General features: G+C 64.9%; 1 protein-coding gene. It reads left to right on the top strand.

Annotated features, from left to right (window positions below; all coding sequences use genetic code 11):
* Positions 1-312 precede the first annotated feature (312 nt).
* Complete coding sequence (locus C9411_RS11880; RefSeq protein WP_107227106.1) at positions 313-18093, top strand: non-ribosomal peptide synthetase; 17781 nt, start codon at positions 313-315, stop codon at positions 18091-18093.
* Positions 18094-18097 lie beyond the last annotated feature (4 nt).

The raw sequence follows: 18097 nt of genomic DNA, 5'->3' as shown, positions 1-18097 counted from the left end.
CCTCTCTAATTATATCGGATTAATGCAAGCGGAATACGCTCGTCATCCCTGAGTAATATCGGGGAAATAAAATGGTCATTTATTCCCTTTCGCACATTTCGCCAAAAAAAATATCCTCTCCTATACTTCACAGCTCAACAAATTGAGGCACAGGGGGAACCTCTGGATTAACCATTTCATTCTTTCTTAGTTGGGGGGAGACCCAGCTTTTCTACGGTTTTTTATTCTGACTTGAACTGTCGGACGGCCAGGCTTTGCCTAAATCCGGACGGTCCCTTTCATTAACGTAATGAAAACGTGCTAGAGAATATTATGAACAAACAAACTGATGTGAAGAGTGGGGAATTCCGTACGGGTGCTCATGTTGCGTTGGAGAAAGTCGAACTGCATGAAATTACCACCGCTCAGCGCGAGCTTTGGCTGAGCGCCAGCATGTCTGAAGGCTTGCCGTTCAATATGTGGGGATACGGCACGATAGAAGGGCCGTTGCAGATAGCCCTGCTGCGCCAGGCGATAGACGCGATCATTGAAGAAACGCCGGCGATGCAGGCCCATTTCACCGAACAAGATGGTGAGCTTTATCAATACCGTGCGGCGTGCAGTCATGATCCGCTTTCCGCGCATGACTTCAGCAGCCAGGAATACCCTGAGTTGGCGGCACAGCGCTGGATGCGGCAAGATGCCGATCGCGTTATCTCCGCGCTGGATCAGGACCTGTTCGGCTTTGCCTTACTGACGTTGGCGCCGGGCAGCTATATTCTCTACCGGCGTTTTCACCACATGCTGGTGGATGGCCGCAGCGCTGAAGAGTTCATGCGTCGCATCGCACTGTATTACAACGCGTTGGCTGAGAAAAATAGCATTCCTGAATTCAGCAATTGCAGTTTTAGCCGGCTCTATGAACACGACCTGCAGTACCGCGACTCTTCCCGCTTCGCTACCGACAAACAGTTCTGGCAAGGCTACACGCTCGCCGCGCCCCATAGCTTGACGCGTCAGGAGAAACTCGTCCCTTATTCGTCCATGCAAATCAGCAATCACACATTAACAATAAATGAGATAGCGGCGATTGATCGGGGTGCGGAAAAAGCCGGTGTACATCGCGCTCATATATTGGCGGCGGCCGTCGCATTATGTTTTCATAGTATTACTGGTCAGACCTTATTGAATTTCAGCCTGCCGGTTACCGGTACCCGAGAGCGAAACAGTATTGGTATGACCGCGAATGTGGTGCCACTGATTTTAGCCATTAACCCTGAAAGTCGTCTGGCGGATTTTGCACAACAGGTCGCTGCGGAAATAGCCAAAGTGGTTCGTCGGCAATTATATCGCGGTGAGGATATTCGTCGCGATCGCAGTACCATGAGCTCATCCTGGTTTGGTCCCGCTATCAATATCGTTTCCTTCGATCATGGCGATCCGTTTTGGGGATGTAAGACGCGCTGGTATTACGGCGGCAACATCGCCGTCAGCGATATGCAAATTCTGTTTTACGAAGATCAGCAGGCGCAAGAATTGGACGTCATGTTTGCCGATGCGCCACATGCCCATTCATTAAGCCAGCTTGAGAGTTTACAGCGGCGTTTCCAGTTTATTCTGCGGACCCTCTCTGAACAGCCTGAAGGCAGTATCGCTCAGGTGATGCAACAGATTCATGCGCAGCCTGAAGCGGACGTCAGCGGCAGTTTCTATGATCTCCGCCGACTGCCGCCGGCCGCCGGCTTTATCCGTTGGGATCGTCCTGCCGCTGAACTGGTGCGCCTCGCGACGTCACTCGGCCATCCTGCGGGCGATTGCCCGCTGAAAATCCTGTTGGCCGACCGGGCGCTGGGCGTTGGGCGCCTGGAAATGCTGCCTGACGCCGGCGATGCGGCCCCCGGTACGCTGCTTGGCGTCGACGATGCGGGTTGGAATATCGCCACGGCGGAAGGGGCGGTGCGGATCGGAGGCTGGTTCACCGCCGAAGGGGAGCTGGCGGCGGGGGAAGCGCTGGCGCGGCGGCACGGTTTGACGGTGGGCGAGCCGTTGCCGTTGCTTGATCCCTTGCAGGTGAAACGGCTGGAGGAGATACAGGCGGCCGGTGGGCACCATGCGGCTTTCTGGCAACCGCGATTGGCCCAGTTTGCTCCGGCGGCGTTCCCGGTGGCCTGGCAGCGCGAAACCCGGCCGGCATGGCAAGCTACGGCCTGGCAACACGCGGGCAAGATCGAGGTCGAATCGGTGTTGACCGGATTGGCGTTGTATCTGGGATTGATGGGCGGCGAAAGTGATTTCCAACTTGGCTGGCTGAACGCGACGGACGACGTTATCGGCGAGTCGGGCCAGGTTTGGACACTGCCGCTGCAGATCTCGCTGAATCCGACGCTGGGTTTCACCGAGGCGCAGGTGCAGATGCGACGCGAATGGCAGCAGGCGTACGCGCGTCGGGCCTACCATCCGGCATTGCTCGGCCTGGACACGCGTTCGCGCGCCTGGTCAACCGTCGTGGCGCTATTGCGCCGCGACACCTCGCCGGGATTCGACGAAGGCCAGGAGGGCGCAGCGGCGGTGAAACGCTCCGGCGCCCGGGCAGTGCTGCAGATCTGTGAAAGCAACGGCGCTTTCCGTTGGGTGTACGACAGCGCCGCGGTGGGGGACGAGCAGATGCTGCGCGCCGCGCAACATCTGCTATTGCTGCTCCGGCAGGCCGCTGCGGCGCCGAATGCGCCGGTGCGCGGCGATCGTTTACTGAGCCAGGCGGAGCGAGAGCTATTGCTCAACGTGCGCAACCGCACCCACCGTGCTTTCCCGCAGGCGTCAAGCGTGTCGGCCCTGTTTGAAGCGCAGGCGCGGCGTACGCCGACGGCGCCGGCGCTGTCTCAGGGGGAGACGTCGCTGAGCTATGCGGAATTGAACGCGCGCGCCAACCGGCTGGCGCACCACCTGACGGCACGCGGCGTGGGGCCGGAAAGCCGCGTCGCGGTCTGCGCCGCGCGCAGCCCGGAGATGATCGTTGCACTGTTGGCGATCCTGAAAGCCGGCGGCGCCTATGTGCCGCTGGATCCGGCTTATCCCGCTGAACGCCTGCACTATATCGTGCAGGACTGCGCGCCGGCGTTGCTGTTGGCGGATAGCGCCGGCCGCGCGGCGCTGGGGGCGGTGGCCGCGCCGCTGTTGGCCCTGGAAGACGCGCTGCCAGAGCAGGAGCACGATCTGCCGCCGCGCGCGCAGCCAGGCAGTCTGGCGTATGTGGTTTACACCTCGGGCTCGACCGGCAAACCGAAAGGGGTAATGGTGGAACAGGCGCACCTGATCAACCTGATCATGTGGCACTGCGAAGCGACCGGTTTGCAGGCCGGTGAGCGAACGACCAGCATGGCGGGTCTGGGTTTTGACGCCAGCGTTTGGGAAATCTGGCCGACGTTGACGCAGGGGGCGACGCTGTTGCTGCCGCCGGCAGAGGCGGCGGGCAATGGCGAAGCGCTGCTGCAATGGTGGCGCGGCAGCGGTGTGCAGGTCGGGTTTATGGTGACGCCGCTGGCTGAGATCGCACTGATGGGCGACATGCCTGCCGATCTGCGGATGCTGCTGATCGGTGGCGACAGCATCCGCCGCTGGCCGCTCCAGGCGCCGCCTGGCGTAACCATTGTGAATAACTATGGGCCGACGGAGACGACCGTGGTAGCGACTTCGGGCGAGCCGGCGGTCGGTACGGCGATGCCGTCTATCGGCCGGCCTATCGCCAACGGCCGGGCGTACTTGCTGGATGACTATGGCCAGCCGGTGCCGCTGGGTGCCGTGGGTGAGTTGTATATCGGCGGCGCGCAGGTGGCGCGCGGCTACCTGAATCTACCGGCGCTGACGGCGGAGCGTTTTCTTGCCGATCCTTTCGCGCCGGGTGGCCGCATGTACCGCACCGGCGATCTGGCGCGCTATATGCCGGACGGCAGCCTGGAGTATCTGGGCCGCAACGATCTGCAGGTAAAAATTCGCGGCTTCCGCATTGAATGCGGTGAAATCGAGTCGCAGCTGGCTATGCATGCCGCCGTGTGCGACGCGGTGGTAGATGCGCTCACGGATGGCGAAGGCGACAAACGTCTGGTGGCCTGGGTCGTGCCGCAGCCGGAAGCGGAGCGTGAGGCGCTGGCGCAGACGCTGCGCCGGGCGCTTGCCGCAACGCTGCCGGATTATATGGTGCCGACGGCCTTTGTGTGGCTGGAGGCGCTGCCGCTGTCGCCGAACGGCAAACTGGATCGGCGCGCGCTGCCGGCGCCAGCGCTGGATGCCGCCATGCGCGAAGCCTATGTCGAGCCGCAGGGGGAAACCGAAAGGCTGCTGGCTCAGATTTGGCAGGGGTTGTTGAGCGTTGAACGCGTGGGGCGTCACGACAACTTCTTTGAGTTGGGCGGCCATTCGCTGTTGGCGGTGAAGCTGATGGCGCAGCTGCGCCAGGCGGGGCTGTCGGCGAGCGTTCAGGCGCTGTTCTCCACGCCAACGCTGTCGGCTCTGGCGCAAACGCTGGTGTCGCAGCAGCGGATCCAGGTGCCGGAAAATCGGATTGTGTCGGGCTGCCGCGCAATCACGCCGCAGATGCTGCCGCTGGCCGATCTGACGCAGACTGAGATCGATCAGATCGTCGACGGTGTGGAGGGGGGCATCGACAACGTACAGGATATCTATGCCCTTTCCCCGTTGCAGGAAGGGATCTTGTTCCACCACATGCTGGCGGAAGAGGGCGACCCTTACCTGCTGTCGGCACTGCTGCGCTTCGACAGCCGGGCGCGTTTCGATCGCTGGCTGGCGGCGATGCAGCAGGTGGTGGAGCGTCATGACATTTTGCGCACGGCCTTTGTCGGTGCGGGGCTGTCCGAACCGGTACAGGTCGTCTGGCGCCGGGCGCGCTTAGCGGTGATCGAGCTGGCGCTGGATCCGGCCGCGGGGCCGGTCGGCCGTCAGCTGGAAGCGCGCTTCGATCCCCGGCGGATCCGTCAGGATCTGACGCGGGCGCCGCTGCTGTATTACGTCATCGCCGAAGAGAGCGACGGCAGCTGGTACGTCTTGCAGCAGTGGCACCACCTGATTGGCGACCACTCGACGCTGGCGATGATGGGGGAAGAAGTCAACGCCATTCTGGCCGGGCGCGGGGATACGCTGGGCAGCGCGCAGCCGTTCCGCAATGCGGTGGCGCAAGCGCGTTTGGGGCTCAGCGAACAGGAACATGAGAGTTTCTTCCGCGGCATGCTGGCGGATATCGACGAACCGGTACTGCCGTTCGGGCTCGGCAACGTACACGGCGACGGACAGTGCGCCAATACCGGCCGCCTGGCGTTGGCGCCTGCGCTGAATGCCGGCCTGCGTCGACAGGCGAAGCGGCTGGGCGTCAGCCTGGCCAGCCTGTGCCATCTGGCCTGGGCGCAGGTGCTGGCGCGCACCAGCGGGCGTGATGCCGTGGTGTTCGGCACGGTGCTGCTGGGCCGCATGGAATCGGGCGAAGGCGCCGACCGGGCGCTGGGGCTATTCATCAATACGCTGCCGCTGCGGCTGGATATGGACGGGCGCAGCGTTGAGGCGTCGGTGCGGCAGGCGCATGCGCGCCTGAGCGGCTTGCTGGCGCATGAGCACGCCTCGCTGGCGTTGGCGCAGCGCTGCAGCGGCGTGAAAAACGGTGCGCCGCTGTTCAGTGCGCTGCTGAACTACCGCCACAACGACGGGGAAGCATTGGCGCTGCCGGAAGGGGTCAGCCTGATCGGCGCGGACGAACGCACCAACTACCCGTTCGTGCTGTCGGTAGACGACGGCATGGATTCGCTGGCGTTGACGGCGCAGGTCATCGATCCTATCGACGCCGCACGGGTGTGCCGCTATATGCAACAGGCATTGACCGCTCTGGTGAATGCGCTGGAACACACGCCGGAAATGCCGGTGCGCGAACTGTCGATTCTGCCGGACGACGAGTACGCCTTGTTGATCAATGGCTGGAACGCAACGGCGCAGCCTTATCCGCAGGATGTCTGCCTGCATGCGCTGTTTGAAGCGCAGGTGCGCCGCACGCCGGACGCCGTGGCGCTGGTTTGCGGCGGCGCCGAACTGAGCTACGCCCAGCTGAATGCGCAGGCCAATCGCCTGGCGCACGCGCTGATAGCGCGCGGTGTCGGTCCGGATTGCCGCGTGGCGGTGTGCGCCGAGCGCAGCCTGGCGATGGTGACAGCATTGTTCGGCGTCCTCAAGGCCGGCGGCGCCTATGTGCCGTTGGATCCGGCTTATCCGGGCGAGCGTCTGCACTATATCCTGCAGGACGCCGATCCGGTGCTGCTGCTGGCGGACGCCGCCGGCCGCGCGGCGCTGGGCGAACACGCGGTGCCGCTGCTGGCGCTGGATGAACCGTTGGCGGACGAGCTGAACGCCGATAACCCGGCGCCGCGCGCGCAGCCCAACCATTTGGCCTACGTGATTTATACCTCCGGCTCGACCGGCAAACCGAAAGGCGCGATGAATGAACATCGTGGCATCGTTAACCGCCTGCTCTGGATGCAGCAGGCTTATGGATTGACGCCGGCGGATACGGTGCTGCAGAAAACGCCGTTCGGCTTCGACGTCTCGGTGTGGGAATTCTTCTGGCCGTTGATGTATGGCGCGCGTCTGGCAATGGCGCGCCCTGAAGGCCACAAGGATCCGGAGTACCTGAGCCGCGTCATCGAACAGTATGGCGTGACAACGCTGCACTTTGTGCCGTCTATGCTGCAAAGCTTCCTGCTGTATGAAGGCGCGAGCCGCCGCTGCGGGCAGGTGGTGCGCGTCATGTGCAGCGGCGAGGCGCTGCCCGCCTCACTGGTGGCCGAATTCTACCGCCAGATGCCGCATGTCGAGTTGCATAACCTCTATGGCCCGACCGAAGCGGCGGTGGACGTGACCGCCTGGCACTGCACCCGCCAATCTGGGCTGGTGTCGGCGCCCATTGGGCGGCCGGTGGCCAACACGCGGATCTATCTGCTTGATGAACAAGGGCAGCCGGTACCGCTGGGGGCGGTCGGCGAGCTGTATATCGGCGGCATTCAGGTGGCGCGTGGCTATTTCAACCGGCCTGAACTGACGGCGGAGCGTTTCCTGGCCGATCCGTTCGATGCCGGTCACGGCGGCCGCATGTACCGCACCGGCGATGTGGCTCGCTATCTGCCGGACGGCAATATCGAGTATCTGGGACGTAACGATCAGCAGGTGAAGATCCGCGGTTTCCGTATCGAATGCGGCGAGATAGAGGCGGCGCTGGCCGCGCATCCGCAGGTGCGCGAAGCCGTGGTGGATGCGCGCGGCGGCGACGGCGGTGAGAAACGCCTGATCGCCTGGGTGGTGTCGCAGCCAGGTGCCGATGAGGCGTCGCTGGCGGAGACGCTGCGCCGGCATTTGGCCGACAAGCTGCCGGATTACATGGTGCCGGCCGCTTGCGTGCTGCTGGAGGCGCTGCCCCTGTCGCCAAACGGTAAGCTCGATCGCCGCGCATTGCCCGACCCGTCGGGCGAGGCCTATCGTCGAGAAGCCTACGAGGCGCCGCAGGGGGACGTCGAGCAGCGTCTGGCGGCGCTGTGGGAAGAGCTGCTGGGCGTGGAACAGGTTGGCCGCAACGACAGCTTCTTCGCTCTGGGCGGCCATTCGCTGTTGGCGGTGCGTTTGGCCAACCGCCTGCAGCAAAGCGGGTTGCCGTTATCACTGCAGGCGCTGTTCGCCAACCCGGTTCTGCAGGCGTTGGCGCGCCAGATTACGCAGGCGGAAAGCCTGCCGCCGATTCTGCCCGCGCCGCGCGATGCCGCCTTACCGCTGTCGTTCGCTCAGCAGCGCCTGTGGTTCCTGACCCAGCTGGACGGCATGAGCGAAATTTACCACATGCCGTTGGCGCTGCGGCTGCGTGGGCCGCTGAATCTGGCCGCCTGGCAGAGCAGCCTCGACGCGCTTTATGCGCGCCACGACGCGTTGCGCACCGTCTTCATCAGCCGCGACGGCCAGCCGCAGGCGCTCATTTTGCCGATCGCCGGTTTGCCGCTGACGATCCACGATCTGCGCGGCGTCGCGGATGCGCAGGCGCGCGCCGCCACGCTGATACGGGAAGAGGTCGCAGCGCCCTTTGATCTGACCGGCGGCCCGCTGGTGCGCGCCAGCCTCATCCGGCTGAGCGACGAGGAACAGCTGTTCGCGCTGACCTGCCACCACATCATTTCCGATGGCTGGTCGAACGGCATCCTGCTGCGGGAGCTGGGCGCGCTGTACGGCGCATTGTGTCGCGGCGAGCCGTCACCGCTGCCGCCGCTGGCGTTGCAGTACGCGGATTACGCCCACTGGCAGCGGCAATGGCTGCAGCCTGCGCGGTTGTCGAAGCAGGCCGATTATTGGCGCCAGACGTTGGGCGATGCACCGGCACTGTTGACGTTGCCGACCGACCGTCCGCGTCCGGCGGTGCAGTCATTTGCCGGGGATCGGGTGGCCGTCTCGCTCGATGCCGAGCTGACCGCGGCGCTGAGGCAATTCAGCCTGCGTCAGGGATGCACGCTGTTCATCACGCTGCTGACGGCGTGGAGCGTCGTGCTGTCCCGTTTGTCGGGGCAGCGCGATCTGGTGATCGGCACGCCGGAGGCCAACCGTCGCCGGCTGGAAACGGAACCGATGATCGGCTTCTTCGTCAGCACCCTGGCGCTGCGCATCGATCTGTCCGACGATCCGGATTTGTCGACGTTGGCGCTGCGCGTGCGCGATACGCTGCTGGCGGCGCGCGACCATGGCGATCTGCCTTTCGAGCAGGTGGTTGAACAGGTGAACCCGCCGCGTCATCGCGGCCATACCCCGTTGTTCCAGGTGATGCTGAGCTGGCAGGACGGTTCGGTGCACGATATCGGCTTGCCGGGGCTGCAGGCGGAAGCGATCGATGCCGGCTATGCCGCGGCGAAATATGACATGACGCTGGATCTGACCGAGATCGGCGAAGAGATCGCCGGCTCGCTGTATTACGCCACGGCGCTGTTCGATCGTGAAACCGCTGAGCGCTACGGGATCTATCTGCGCCAGGTGCTGCAGGGCATCGCGTTGGCGGCGCCGCTGCCGGTTTCGCAGCTTGCGCTGTTGCCGCAGAACGAACGGCAACGGTTGTTGCATGGCTGGAACTGCACGCCGGATGAACCGCAGGCGGATCTCTGCCCGCACCATCACCTGGAGCGGCTGGCGCTGCGCACGCCGGCGGCGATCGCAGCGGTGTGCGGAGAAGAACGCCTCAGCTATCGGGCGCTCAATGAACGAGCCAACGCGTTGGCGCAGGTGTTGATCGCGCGCGGCGTCGGGCCCGATCGTCTGGTGGCGCTGTGTGCGGAGCGCGGCACGCCGATGCTGGTCGGGTTGCTGGCGATCCTGAAAGCGGGCGGCGCCTATGTGCCGCTCGATCCGGCGTATACCGGCGAACGTCTGGAGTACATTTTACACGATGCCCGGCCGGTGTTGCTGCTGGCCGACGCTGCAGGGCGCTCGGCGCTGAGCGGGGCCGATGTGCCGACGATGGCGCTGGAGGAAGACTGGGGCACCGAGGCCGCCAATCCGCAGGTTGAAGGGCTGACGGCGGCCAATCTGGCCTATGTGATCTATACCTCCGGATCGACCGGCAAGCCGAAAGGCGTGATGGTGGAACACCGTCAGGTTGAGCGCCTGTTTACCGCGACCGATGCCGGGTTCGGCTTTGACGCCGGGGATGTGTGGTGTCTGTTCCACTCGTTCGCCTTCGATTTCTCGGTATGGGAAATCTGGGGCGCGTGGCGCCACGGCGGCCGGTTGGTGATCGTGCCGCAGGAAACGGCGCGCTCCGCCCCCGCGTTCTATCAGCTGGTTTGTCACCAGGGCGTGACGGTGCTGAATCAGACGCCTAGCGCCTTTAAGGCGTTCATTCAGGCTCAGGACGACACGCCGCATCGGCTGCGCTACATCGTCTTCGGCGGCGAAATGCTGAATCCGGCCGATCTGGCGCCGTGGTATGCCCGTAATCGGCCGGACGCGCCGCGGTTAATCAATATGTACGGCATAACGGAAACGACGGTGCACGTCACTTACCGGGAAATGTCTCCGGCGGACATCACCGGCAGCGGCAGCCCGATCGGCCGCCGTATTCCGGATCTGCGCCTGTATCTGCTTGACGAACACGGTCAGCCGGTGGCGCAGGGCGCGGTGGGGGAGCTGTATGTCGGCGGGCTGGGCGTGGCGCGCGGCTACCTGAATCGGCCGGAGCTGAATGCGCAACGTTTCCTCGACGATCCTTTCGTGGCGGGAGAACGGATGTATCGCGCCGGCGATCTGGCGCGCTATCTGCCGAACGGTGAGCTGGAGTACCTGGGGCGCAACGACCAGCAGGTGAAAATTCGCGGTTTCCGCATTGAGTGCGGTGAGGTGGAGGCGGCGCTGCTGAGCCATCCTGCGGTCCGCAGCGTGGCGGTTGACGCCTGGCAGGACAACGGCGGCGACAAACGTTTGGTGGCCTGGGCGGTGCCGGGCGAAGGGGGGGACCGGGAAACGCTGGCGCTGCAGCTGCGTCAGCATCTGGCCGGGCGTCTGCCGGACTATATGGTGCCGACGGCCTTCGTGTGGCTGGACGCGTTGCCGCTGACCACCAACGGCAAGCTGGACAAACGCGCGCTGCCGGCGCCGGAGCTGGGCGCCGCCGCGCGCGCCGTTTATGAAGCGCCGGCCGATGAGCGGGAACGCCTGCTGGCGTCCGTCTGGCGTCAGTTACTGAATGTTGAACGCGTCGGTCGTCAGGATGACTTCTTCGCCCTGGGCGGACATTCGCTGCTGGCGGTACAGTTGGCCAACCGGGTGCAGCAGGCCGGCTGGCGGTTGCCGCTGTCGGCGCTGTTCGCCGCGCCGGTGTTGCAGGCGCTGGCGCAGTGGCTGGAACGGGAGGGGGCGGCGCAGCCGACGGCCATCGTGCCGACTCCGCGTCACGGCGCATTGCCGTTGTCGTTTGCCCAGCAGCGGTTGTGGTTCCTGAGCCAAATGGGCGGGATCGGCGAGACTTACCATATCCCGCTGGCGTTGCGCTTGGACGGCGAACTGGATGCGCCGGCGTTCCAGCGCAGCCTCGACGCGCTGTATGCCCGCCACGAAGCCTTGCGCAGCGTGTTTGTCTGCCAGGATGGGCAACCCCAGGTGCGGATCTTGCCGGAGGCGGCCATGCCGCTGGCGTATCACGACTTGCGCGGCGAGCATCAGGCGGAGCAACGTTTGCACGCGCTGGCCGAAACAGCGATGAAAGCGCCGTTCGATCTGGAAGGGGGGCCGCTGGTGCGGGCCTGCTTGCTGCAAGTGAGCGAGCGGCGGCATCTGTTCCTGCTGACCTGCCACCATATCGTTTCCGACGGCTGGTCTACCGGGATCCTGATGCGGGAGCTGAGCGCGCTGTATGGCGCCTTCCAACGCGGCGAACCGTCGCCGCTGCCGCCGCTGGCGGTGCACTATGTCGATTATGCCGTTTGGCAGCGCCAGTGGTTGACGCAGGAACGGTTGGCCGAGCAGGCGGCGTTCTGGCGCCAGACGCTGGGCGATGCGCCGGCGCTGCTGACGCTGCCGACCGATCGGCCGCGTCCGGCGATGCAGTCGTTCGCCGGTGGCGAGGTGCCTCTGGCCATCGACGCGGCGCTTACCGACGCGCTGCGGCGGTTAAGCCGTCAATACGGCGGCACGCTGTTCATGACGGTGCTGGCCGCCTGGAGCCTGGTGTTGTCCCGCATGGCCGGCCAACAGCAGGTGGTGATCGGCACCCCGGAGGCCAACCGCGGCAGGCTGGAAATCGAACCGCTGGTCGGCTTCTTCGTCAGCACGCTGGCGATGCATGTCGATCTGCGCGGTGAGCCGACGCTGCAAATCTTGCTCGAGCGAGTGCGCGAGACGGTATTGGCGGCGCGGGAAAACGGCGATCTGCCGTTCGAACAGGTGGTGGAGGTGGTCAATCCGCCGCGCCAGCTGGACGCGACGCCGCTGTTCCAGGTGATGCTGGCCTGGCAGGATGGCTCGGTGCGCGATATCGCCTTGCCGGGCCTGCAAACGGCGGATGCCGGGCTGAGCTATGACGTCGCGAAATTCGACATGACGCTCGAGTTGGCGGAAAGCGGCAGCGGCATTGTCGGCTCGTTGAACTACGCCAGCGCCTTGTTCGATCGCGACACGGCGGTGCGCTACGGCGTGTATCTGCAGCAGGCGCTGCGAGCGATGGCGGCGGATCTTACCCAGCCGGCGGCGCGCGTCGATCTGCTGCCTGCGGCCGAACGCCAACTGCTGCTGCATGACTGGAACCGCACCGAGCGGGCGTATCCGGCGCAGGCGTGCGTGCATCAGCTGTTCGACGAGCAGGCGCGGCGCACGCCGCAGGCGACGGCGTTGATCGATGGCGAGCAGCTTATTCGCTACGCGCAGTTGGCGGAGCGCGCCAATCGGCTGGCCTGGCGCCTGATTAAGGCGGGCGTGGAGCCCGGCCAGCGCGTGGCGGTCCGGTTTGAGCGCAGCGCCGCCCTGGCGATCGCCCAATTGGCGATCCTTAAGGCCGGTGCTGCCTATGTGCCGGTTGACCCGCAGCTGCCGGCCGGCCGGCAGAACTGGATCATCGCCGACAGCGGCGCGGTGCTGCTGCTGAACGGCGGCGAGGACGACGCGCAGATCGGCGTCGGCGTCGCTCGTCTTCCGCAAAATGATGACGCGGACCTGCCGTCCGGCGCGCCGATATTGGCGAGCAACAGTCTGGATCTGGCCTACATCATGTATACCTCCGGCTCAACCGGTAAGCCGAAAGGCGTGATGGTGCCGCATCAGGGGATCAACCGACTGGTGATCAATAACGGTTATGCGGAGTTCAGCGACTCAGATCGTATCGCTTTCGCCATCAACCCGGCATTCGATCCGGCGACGCTGGAAGTTTGGGGAGCCTTGCTGAACGGCGCCGCGCTGGTGGTGGTGCCGCCTGCGGTCTTGCTGGACGCCTCGGCGTTCGCCGATCTGCTGACGCGTCAGGCGATTACGGTGCTGGTGTTGCCGACCTCGCTGTTCAATCAGCATGCGCACAGCATTCCCGCGACGTTGGCGGGGCTGAAATACCTGATCAGCGGCGGCGAAGCGGCGGATCCTCATGCCTATACCCGGGTGCTGAAGGAGGGCGGCCGGGTGCAGCTGATCAACGGCTACGGCCCGACGGAAGCCACTACCGCCGCCACCTCGGCGCATATTACCGTGGCGGCGGGGCGGCACCGTTTGCCGATTGGCCGGCCGATCGGCAATACCCGGGTGTATCTGCTGGATGAACACCGCCAGCCGGTGCCGCTGGGCGCGATCGGCGAGCTGTATATCGGTGGCGTGGGCGTGGCGCTGGGTTACCTGAATCGCGAAGACCTCACGGCCGAGCGTTTCCTGGCGGATCCGTTTAACGAGGGAGGCCGCCTGTATCGCACCGGCGATTTAGCGCGCTATCTGCCGGACGGCAATCTCGATTACTGCGGACGCAACGATCAGCAGGTGAAGATCCGCGGCTTCCGCATCGAGTGCAGCGAGATTGAAGTCCTGTTGGAAACGCACCCGGCGGTGCGCGAAGCGGTGGTTGACGTGCGCGGCGCGCATCCTGCGTTGATCGCCTGGATCGTCCCGCAAGCTGAGGCCGAGGGCCGCGATCTGGCCGACGAGCTGCGGCGGCATCTGGCGGCGCAGTTGCCGGACTACATGGTGCCGGCGGCCTGTCTGATGCTGGCCGACTTGCCGTTGACCCCGAATGGCAAAGTGGATCGCCACGCGTTGCCGACGCCGCAGGCCGGCGACTTTGCACGCGTGGGCCATGAAGCGCCTCAGGGCGACACGGAAACCCTGTTGGCGGCGATCTGGGGCGAATTGCTCGGTCTGCCGAATGTCGGCCGACATGACAATTTCTTCGAGTTGGGTGGGCACTCGCTGCTGGCGGTGAAACTGATTGCGGAGCTGCGCCGCTGCGGCCTGACGGCGAACGTGCAGACGCTGTTTACCGCCCCGACGCTGGCCTCGCTGGCGGAGGCGCTGGAGGCGCGCTGCGAAATCGAGATCCCCGAGAACCTGCTGCGGCCGGATAGCGCGCGCATCACGCCTGAGCTGCTGCCGCTGGCCTCGCTGAACCAGGTTGAAATCGACAGCATCGTGGCGCGCGTGCCGGGCGGCGTGGCCAACGTGCAGGATATCTATGCGCTGTCGCCGTTGCAGGAGGGGATCCTGTTCCACCACCTGTTGGCGGAGCGGGGCGATCCGTACCTGTTATCTACGCTGCTGCGCTTTGAGCACCGCGAGCGACTGGATCGTTGGCGGGCCGCGATGCAACAGGTGATCGATCGCCACGATATTTTGCGCACGGCGTTCATCAGTGAGGCGATCCGCGAGCCGGTACAGGTCGTTTGGCGCGCCGCCGCGCTGCCGTGGACTGAGCTGACGCTCGATCCGGCGCAGGGGGCGATTGGCGAGCAACTGCTGGCGCGCTTCGATCCGCAGCATGCGCGTCTGGATCTCAGCCGCGCGCCGCTGCTGAATGTCGTGGTTGCGCAAGATAGCGATGGCAGTTGGTGGATGCTGCAACAATGGCATCATCTGGTGGGGGATCATTCCACGGCGGCATTGATTGAGGAAGAGATCGCCACGATCCTCGCCGGCAAAGGTGCCGAGCTGGGCGCCCCACCGCCGTTCCGCAATGCGGTGGCGCAGGCGCGTTTGAGCGTCAGCGCGCAAGAACATGAAACCTTCTTCCGCACCATGCTGGCGGACATCGAAGAGCCGGTGCTGCCGTTCGGGCTCGGCAACGTGCGCGGCGACGGCAAGGGCGTCACCACGGCGCACCAGCCAATCGACAAAGCGCTGAACGAACGTCTGCGGCATCAGGCCAAGCGGCTGGGCGTGAGCCTGGCCAGCCTGTGCCATCTGGCCTGGGCGCAGGTGCTGGCCCGCACCAGCGGCCAAGATCACGTGGTGTTCGGTACCGTGCTGTTGGGACGCATGCAGGCGGGGGAAGGCGCCGAACGCGCGATGGGGCTGTTTATCAATACGTTGCCGCTGCGCCTCGACATCGGCGATGACGATGTGGTGACGGCGGCGCGCCAGGCCCACGCGCGGCTGAGCGGGTTGCTGCATCATGAGCACGCGCCGCTGGCGCTGGCGCAGCGCTGCAGCGGCGTGGCGGCGGGGATGCCGCTGTTCAGCGCCTTGCTCAACTATCGCCACAACAACGGCAGCGAGCTGGTGTTGCCGGAAGGCATGACGCTGTTGAGCGCGCAGGAGCGCACCAACTATCCGTTCGTCCTGTCGGTGGAAGACGGCGGCGACTCTTTGGGGTTGACGGTGCAGGTCAGCGAGCCGGTGCCGGCGGCGAGGATCTGCGGCTATATGCAACAGGCGCTGGCCTCATTGGCGCAGGCGTTGGAAAGCCAGCCGACCCTGCCGGCGAGCGAACTGGAGATCCTGCCGCCGTCAGAGCGCCGGCTGCTGCTGGAGGAATGGAATCAGACGGCGGAGCCTTATCCCGCAGCGCTTTGCGTGCATCAGCTGTTTGAACGCCAGGCGCAGCGTGCGCCGCAGGCTGTAGCGATCGTGCAAGGCGATCGTCGGATCGGCTATGCGGCGTTGAACGCCCAGGCTAACCGGCTGGCGCATGCTCTGATCGCGCACGGCATTCAACCGGGCGAGCGCGTGGCGACGCGTCTGGCGCGCAGCATCGATCTGGTGGCGACGCAGCTGGCGATCTTCAAAGCCGGCGCGGTGTATGTGCCGATCGATCCGCAGCTGCCGGCGGCGCGTCAGCAGTGGATCCTGGAGGACAGCGGCGCGCGTCTGATCGTCGGTGAAGCGGCGGACGGGGATACCTTGCCGCTGCTGCGGCCGGTGGTCTCCGGCGGTGACGAGAACGACCCGGCGCTGTCGCTGTCGAGCGGCGAGGTGGCGTACATCATGTACACGTCCGGCTCCACAGGGCTGCCTAAAGGCGTGATGACGCCGCACCAGGGCATCACTCGGTTGGTGCTCAACAACCGTTATGCGGCGTTCGATGCGACGGAACGGGTGGCTTACGCCGCTAATCCGGCCTTCGACGCCGCGACGATGGAGGTGTGGGCGGCGCTGTTGAACGGCGGCGAACTGGTGGTGATCCCGGCGGAAACCGTGATGGATGCGGCGCGTTTGAGCGCCGCATTGACGCAGCATCGCGTGACGACGCTGTTCCTGACAACCGCGTTGTTCAATCAGTATGTGTACAGCATGGGTGCGACGTTGGCCCAGTTGCGCTACCTGATCTGCGGCGGGGAAAAGGAGGAGCCGAGCGCCTTCGAACGCCTGCTGCAGGAAGCGGGGCCGGTACAGCTGATCCACGCCTATGGGCCGACGGAAGCGACGACCTTCGCGACGACGGCGGCGATAGCCGAGGTGCAAGGCGCAACGCGTTTGCCAATCGGTAAGCCGATCGGCAACACCCGCGCCTATGTGTTGGATGCGCGCGGTCGGCCGGCGCCGCTGGGCGCTATTGGCGAGCTGTATATCGGCGGCGTCGGCGTGGCGCTGGGATACCTCAACCGGCCTGAACTGACCGCAGAGCGTTTCCTGAACGATCCGTTCAACCCGGGCGGGCGCATGTATCGCACCGGCGATCTGGTGCGTTATCGGGCGGACGGCAACCTCGAGTATCAGCGACGCAACGATCGTCAAGTGAAGATCCGCGGCTTCCGCATTGAGATGGGGGAGATAGAGGCGCGCCTGGCGGCGCACCCGGCGGTGAACGAAGCGGTGGTCGATGGCCGCTGCATCGGTGCGGATACGCGGTTGATCGCCTGGATCAGCCTGCGTGAGAACGTGGCGAGCGACGGGTTGGCCGGTGAGCTGCGCCAGCATCTGGCGGCTCAGTTGCCGGACTATATGCTGCCTGCGGCCTTTGTCTGGCTGGCGGCGATGCCGCTGACGCCAAACGGCAAGATTGATCGGCGGGCTCTGCCGGCGCCGGAGATGGCCGCCGCCGCAGGCGAAGCCTACGAAGCGCCGCGCGGCGATACCGAGACGCTGTTGGCGCAGGCGTGGGCGGAGTTGCTGGGGCTGCCGCAGATCGGCAGACACGACAACTTCTTCGAACTGGGCGGCCACTCGCTGCTGGCGGTGCGCCAGGCCAGCCTGGCGCAGCAGTGGGGGATCGCACTGCAGGTGCAGGCGATCTTTGACCATCCGGTGCTGGCGGATCTGGCGGCGCATGTCGAGCAGCGCACGGGCGCACAGCCGCTCAGGGCATTGCCGGCGCGCCGCAGCGGCCAGCGCCCGCCGGTGTTCTTCATGCCGACCGGCTATGGCGATCACTCGTATGTTTATGAGATTGCCAAAGAGATCGATGCGGACTTCCCGATTTATGCCGTGCCGTGGCCAGAGATGGCCGACGCGCCGCCGGCAACGATGGAGGCGATGGCGGAGATCGTTGTCGGGGTCATCCGGCAGGCGCAAGCCAGCGGGCCGTACCATCTGTTCGGTTACTCTTCGGGCGGGATCTTGACCTACATGGTGGCGGAACGGCTGCAGGCGGAGGGGGAAGAGGTGGCGCTGGTGGGCCTGCTCGACACCATGCGGCCACAGCAGGCGATGCGCGATGCGACACAGCTATTCCTCAGCTGGCTGGAGGTGGAACATCCGACGCTGGAGGCGGCGCTGTTCGCCCGCCTGCAGTTGCTGTCGGTGGAGGAGGCGCTGGCCGTGCTGCACGGCCAGGGCATCAGCACTTTCCTCGATGATCCGCTGAAGGAGGCTGCTTTATGGCGCAAGCGTTATCACTATGCGACCCTGGTCGGCGCCAGCGTCATCCGGCCGCTCGGCCTTAATCTGCATTTGTTTAAAGCGGTGGAGGAGATGCCCGGCTTGCTGAATGACGATCTGGAAGCCTACTGGCAACGCATCAAGCCGGCAGGTTACAACCGCCGCGACGGCTCGGCACTCGGCTGGGAGGGGCATCTGCCGGCGTCGGCGGTGACGGTCAACCTGGTCGATGGCGATCATGTCACCATGATGTCGGAAGCGGCGAACCGGCGCGGGTTAGGAGAGCGCATCAGCGCCGTGCTGAATACGCTCGTTCGACGCTGACCGC

Source organism: Serratia sp. Nf2 (genome assembly GCF_003028435.1).
Taxonomy (GTDB): Bacteria; Pseudomonadota; Gammaproteobacteria; order Enterobacterales; family Enterobacteriaceae; genus Serratia; species Serratia marcescens_L.
The sequence above is the reverse complement of the archived record's forward strand: the minus strand, read 5'-3'. Positions and strand labels throughout refer to the sequence as shown.

Bases quoted from the DNA above. Each gene is read 5' to 3' on its own strand.
- C9411_RS11880 (WP_107227106.1), top strand. From the start codon at position 313: ATGAACAAACAAACTGATGTGAAGAGTGGGGAATTCCGTACGGGTGCT.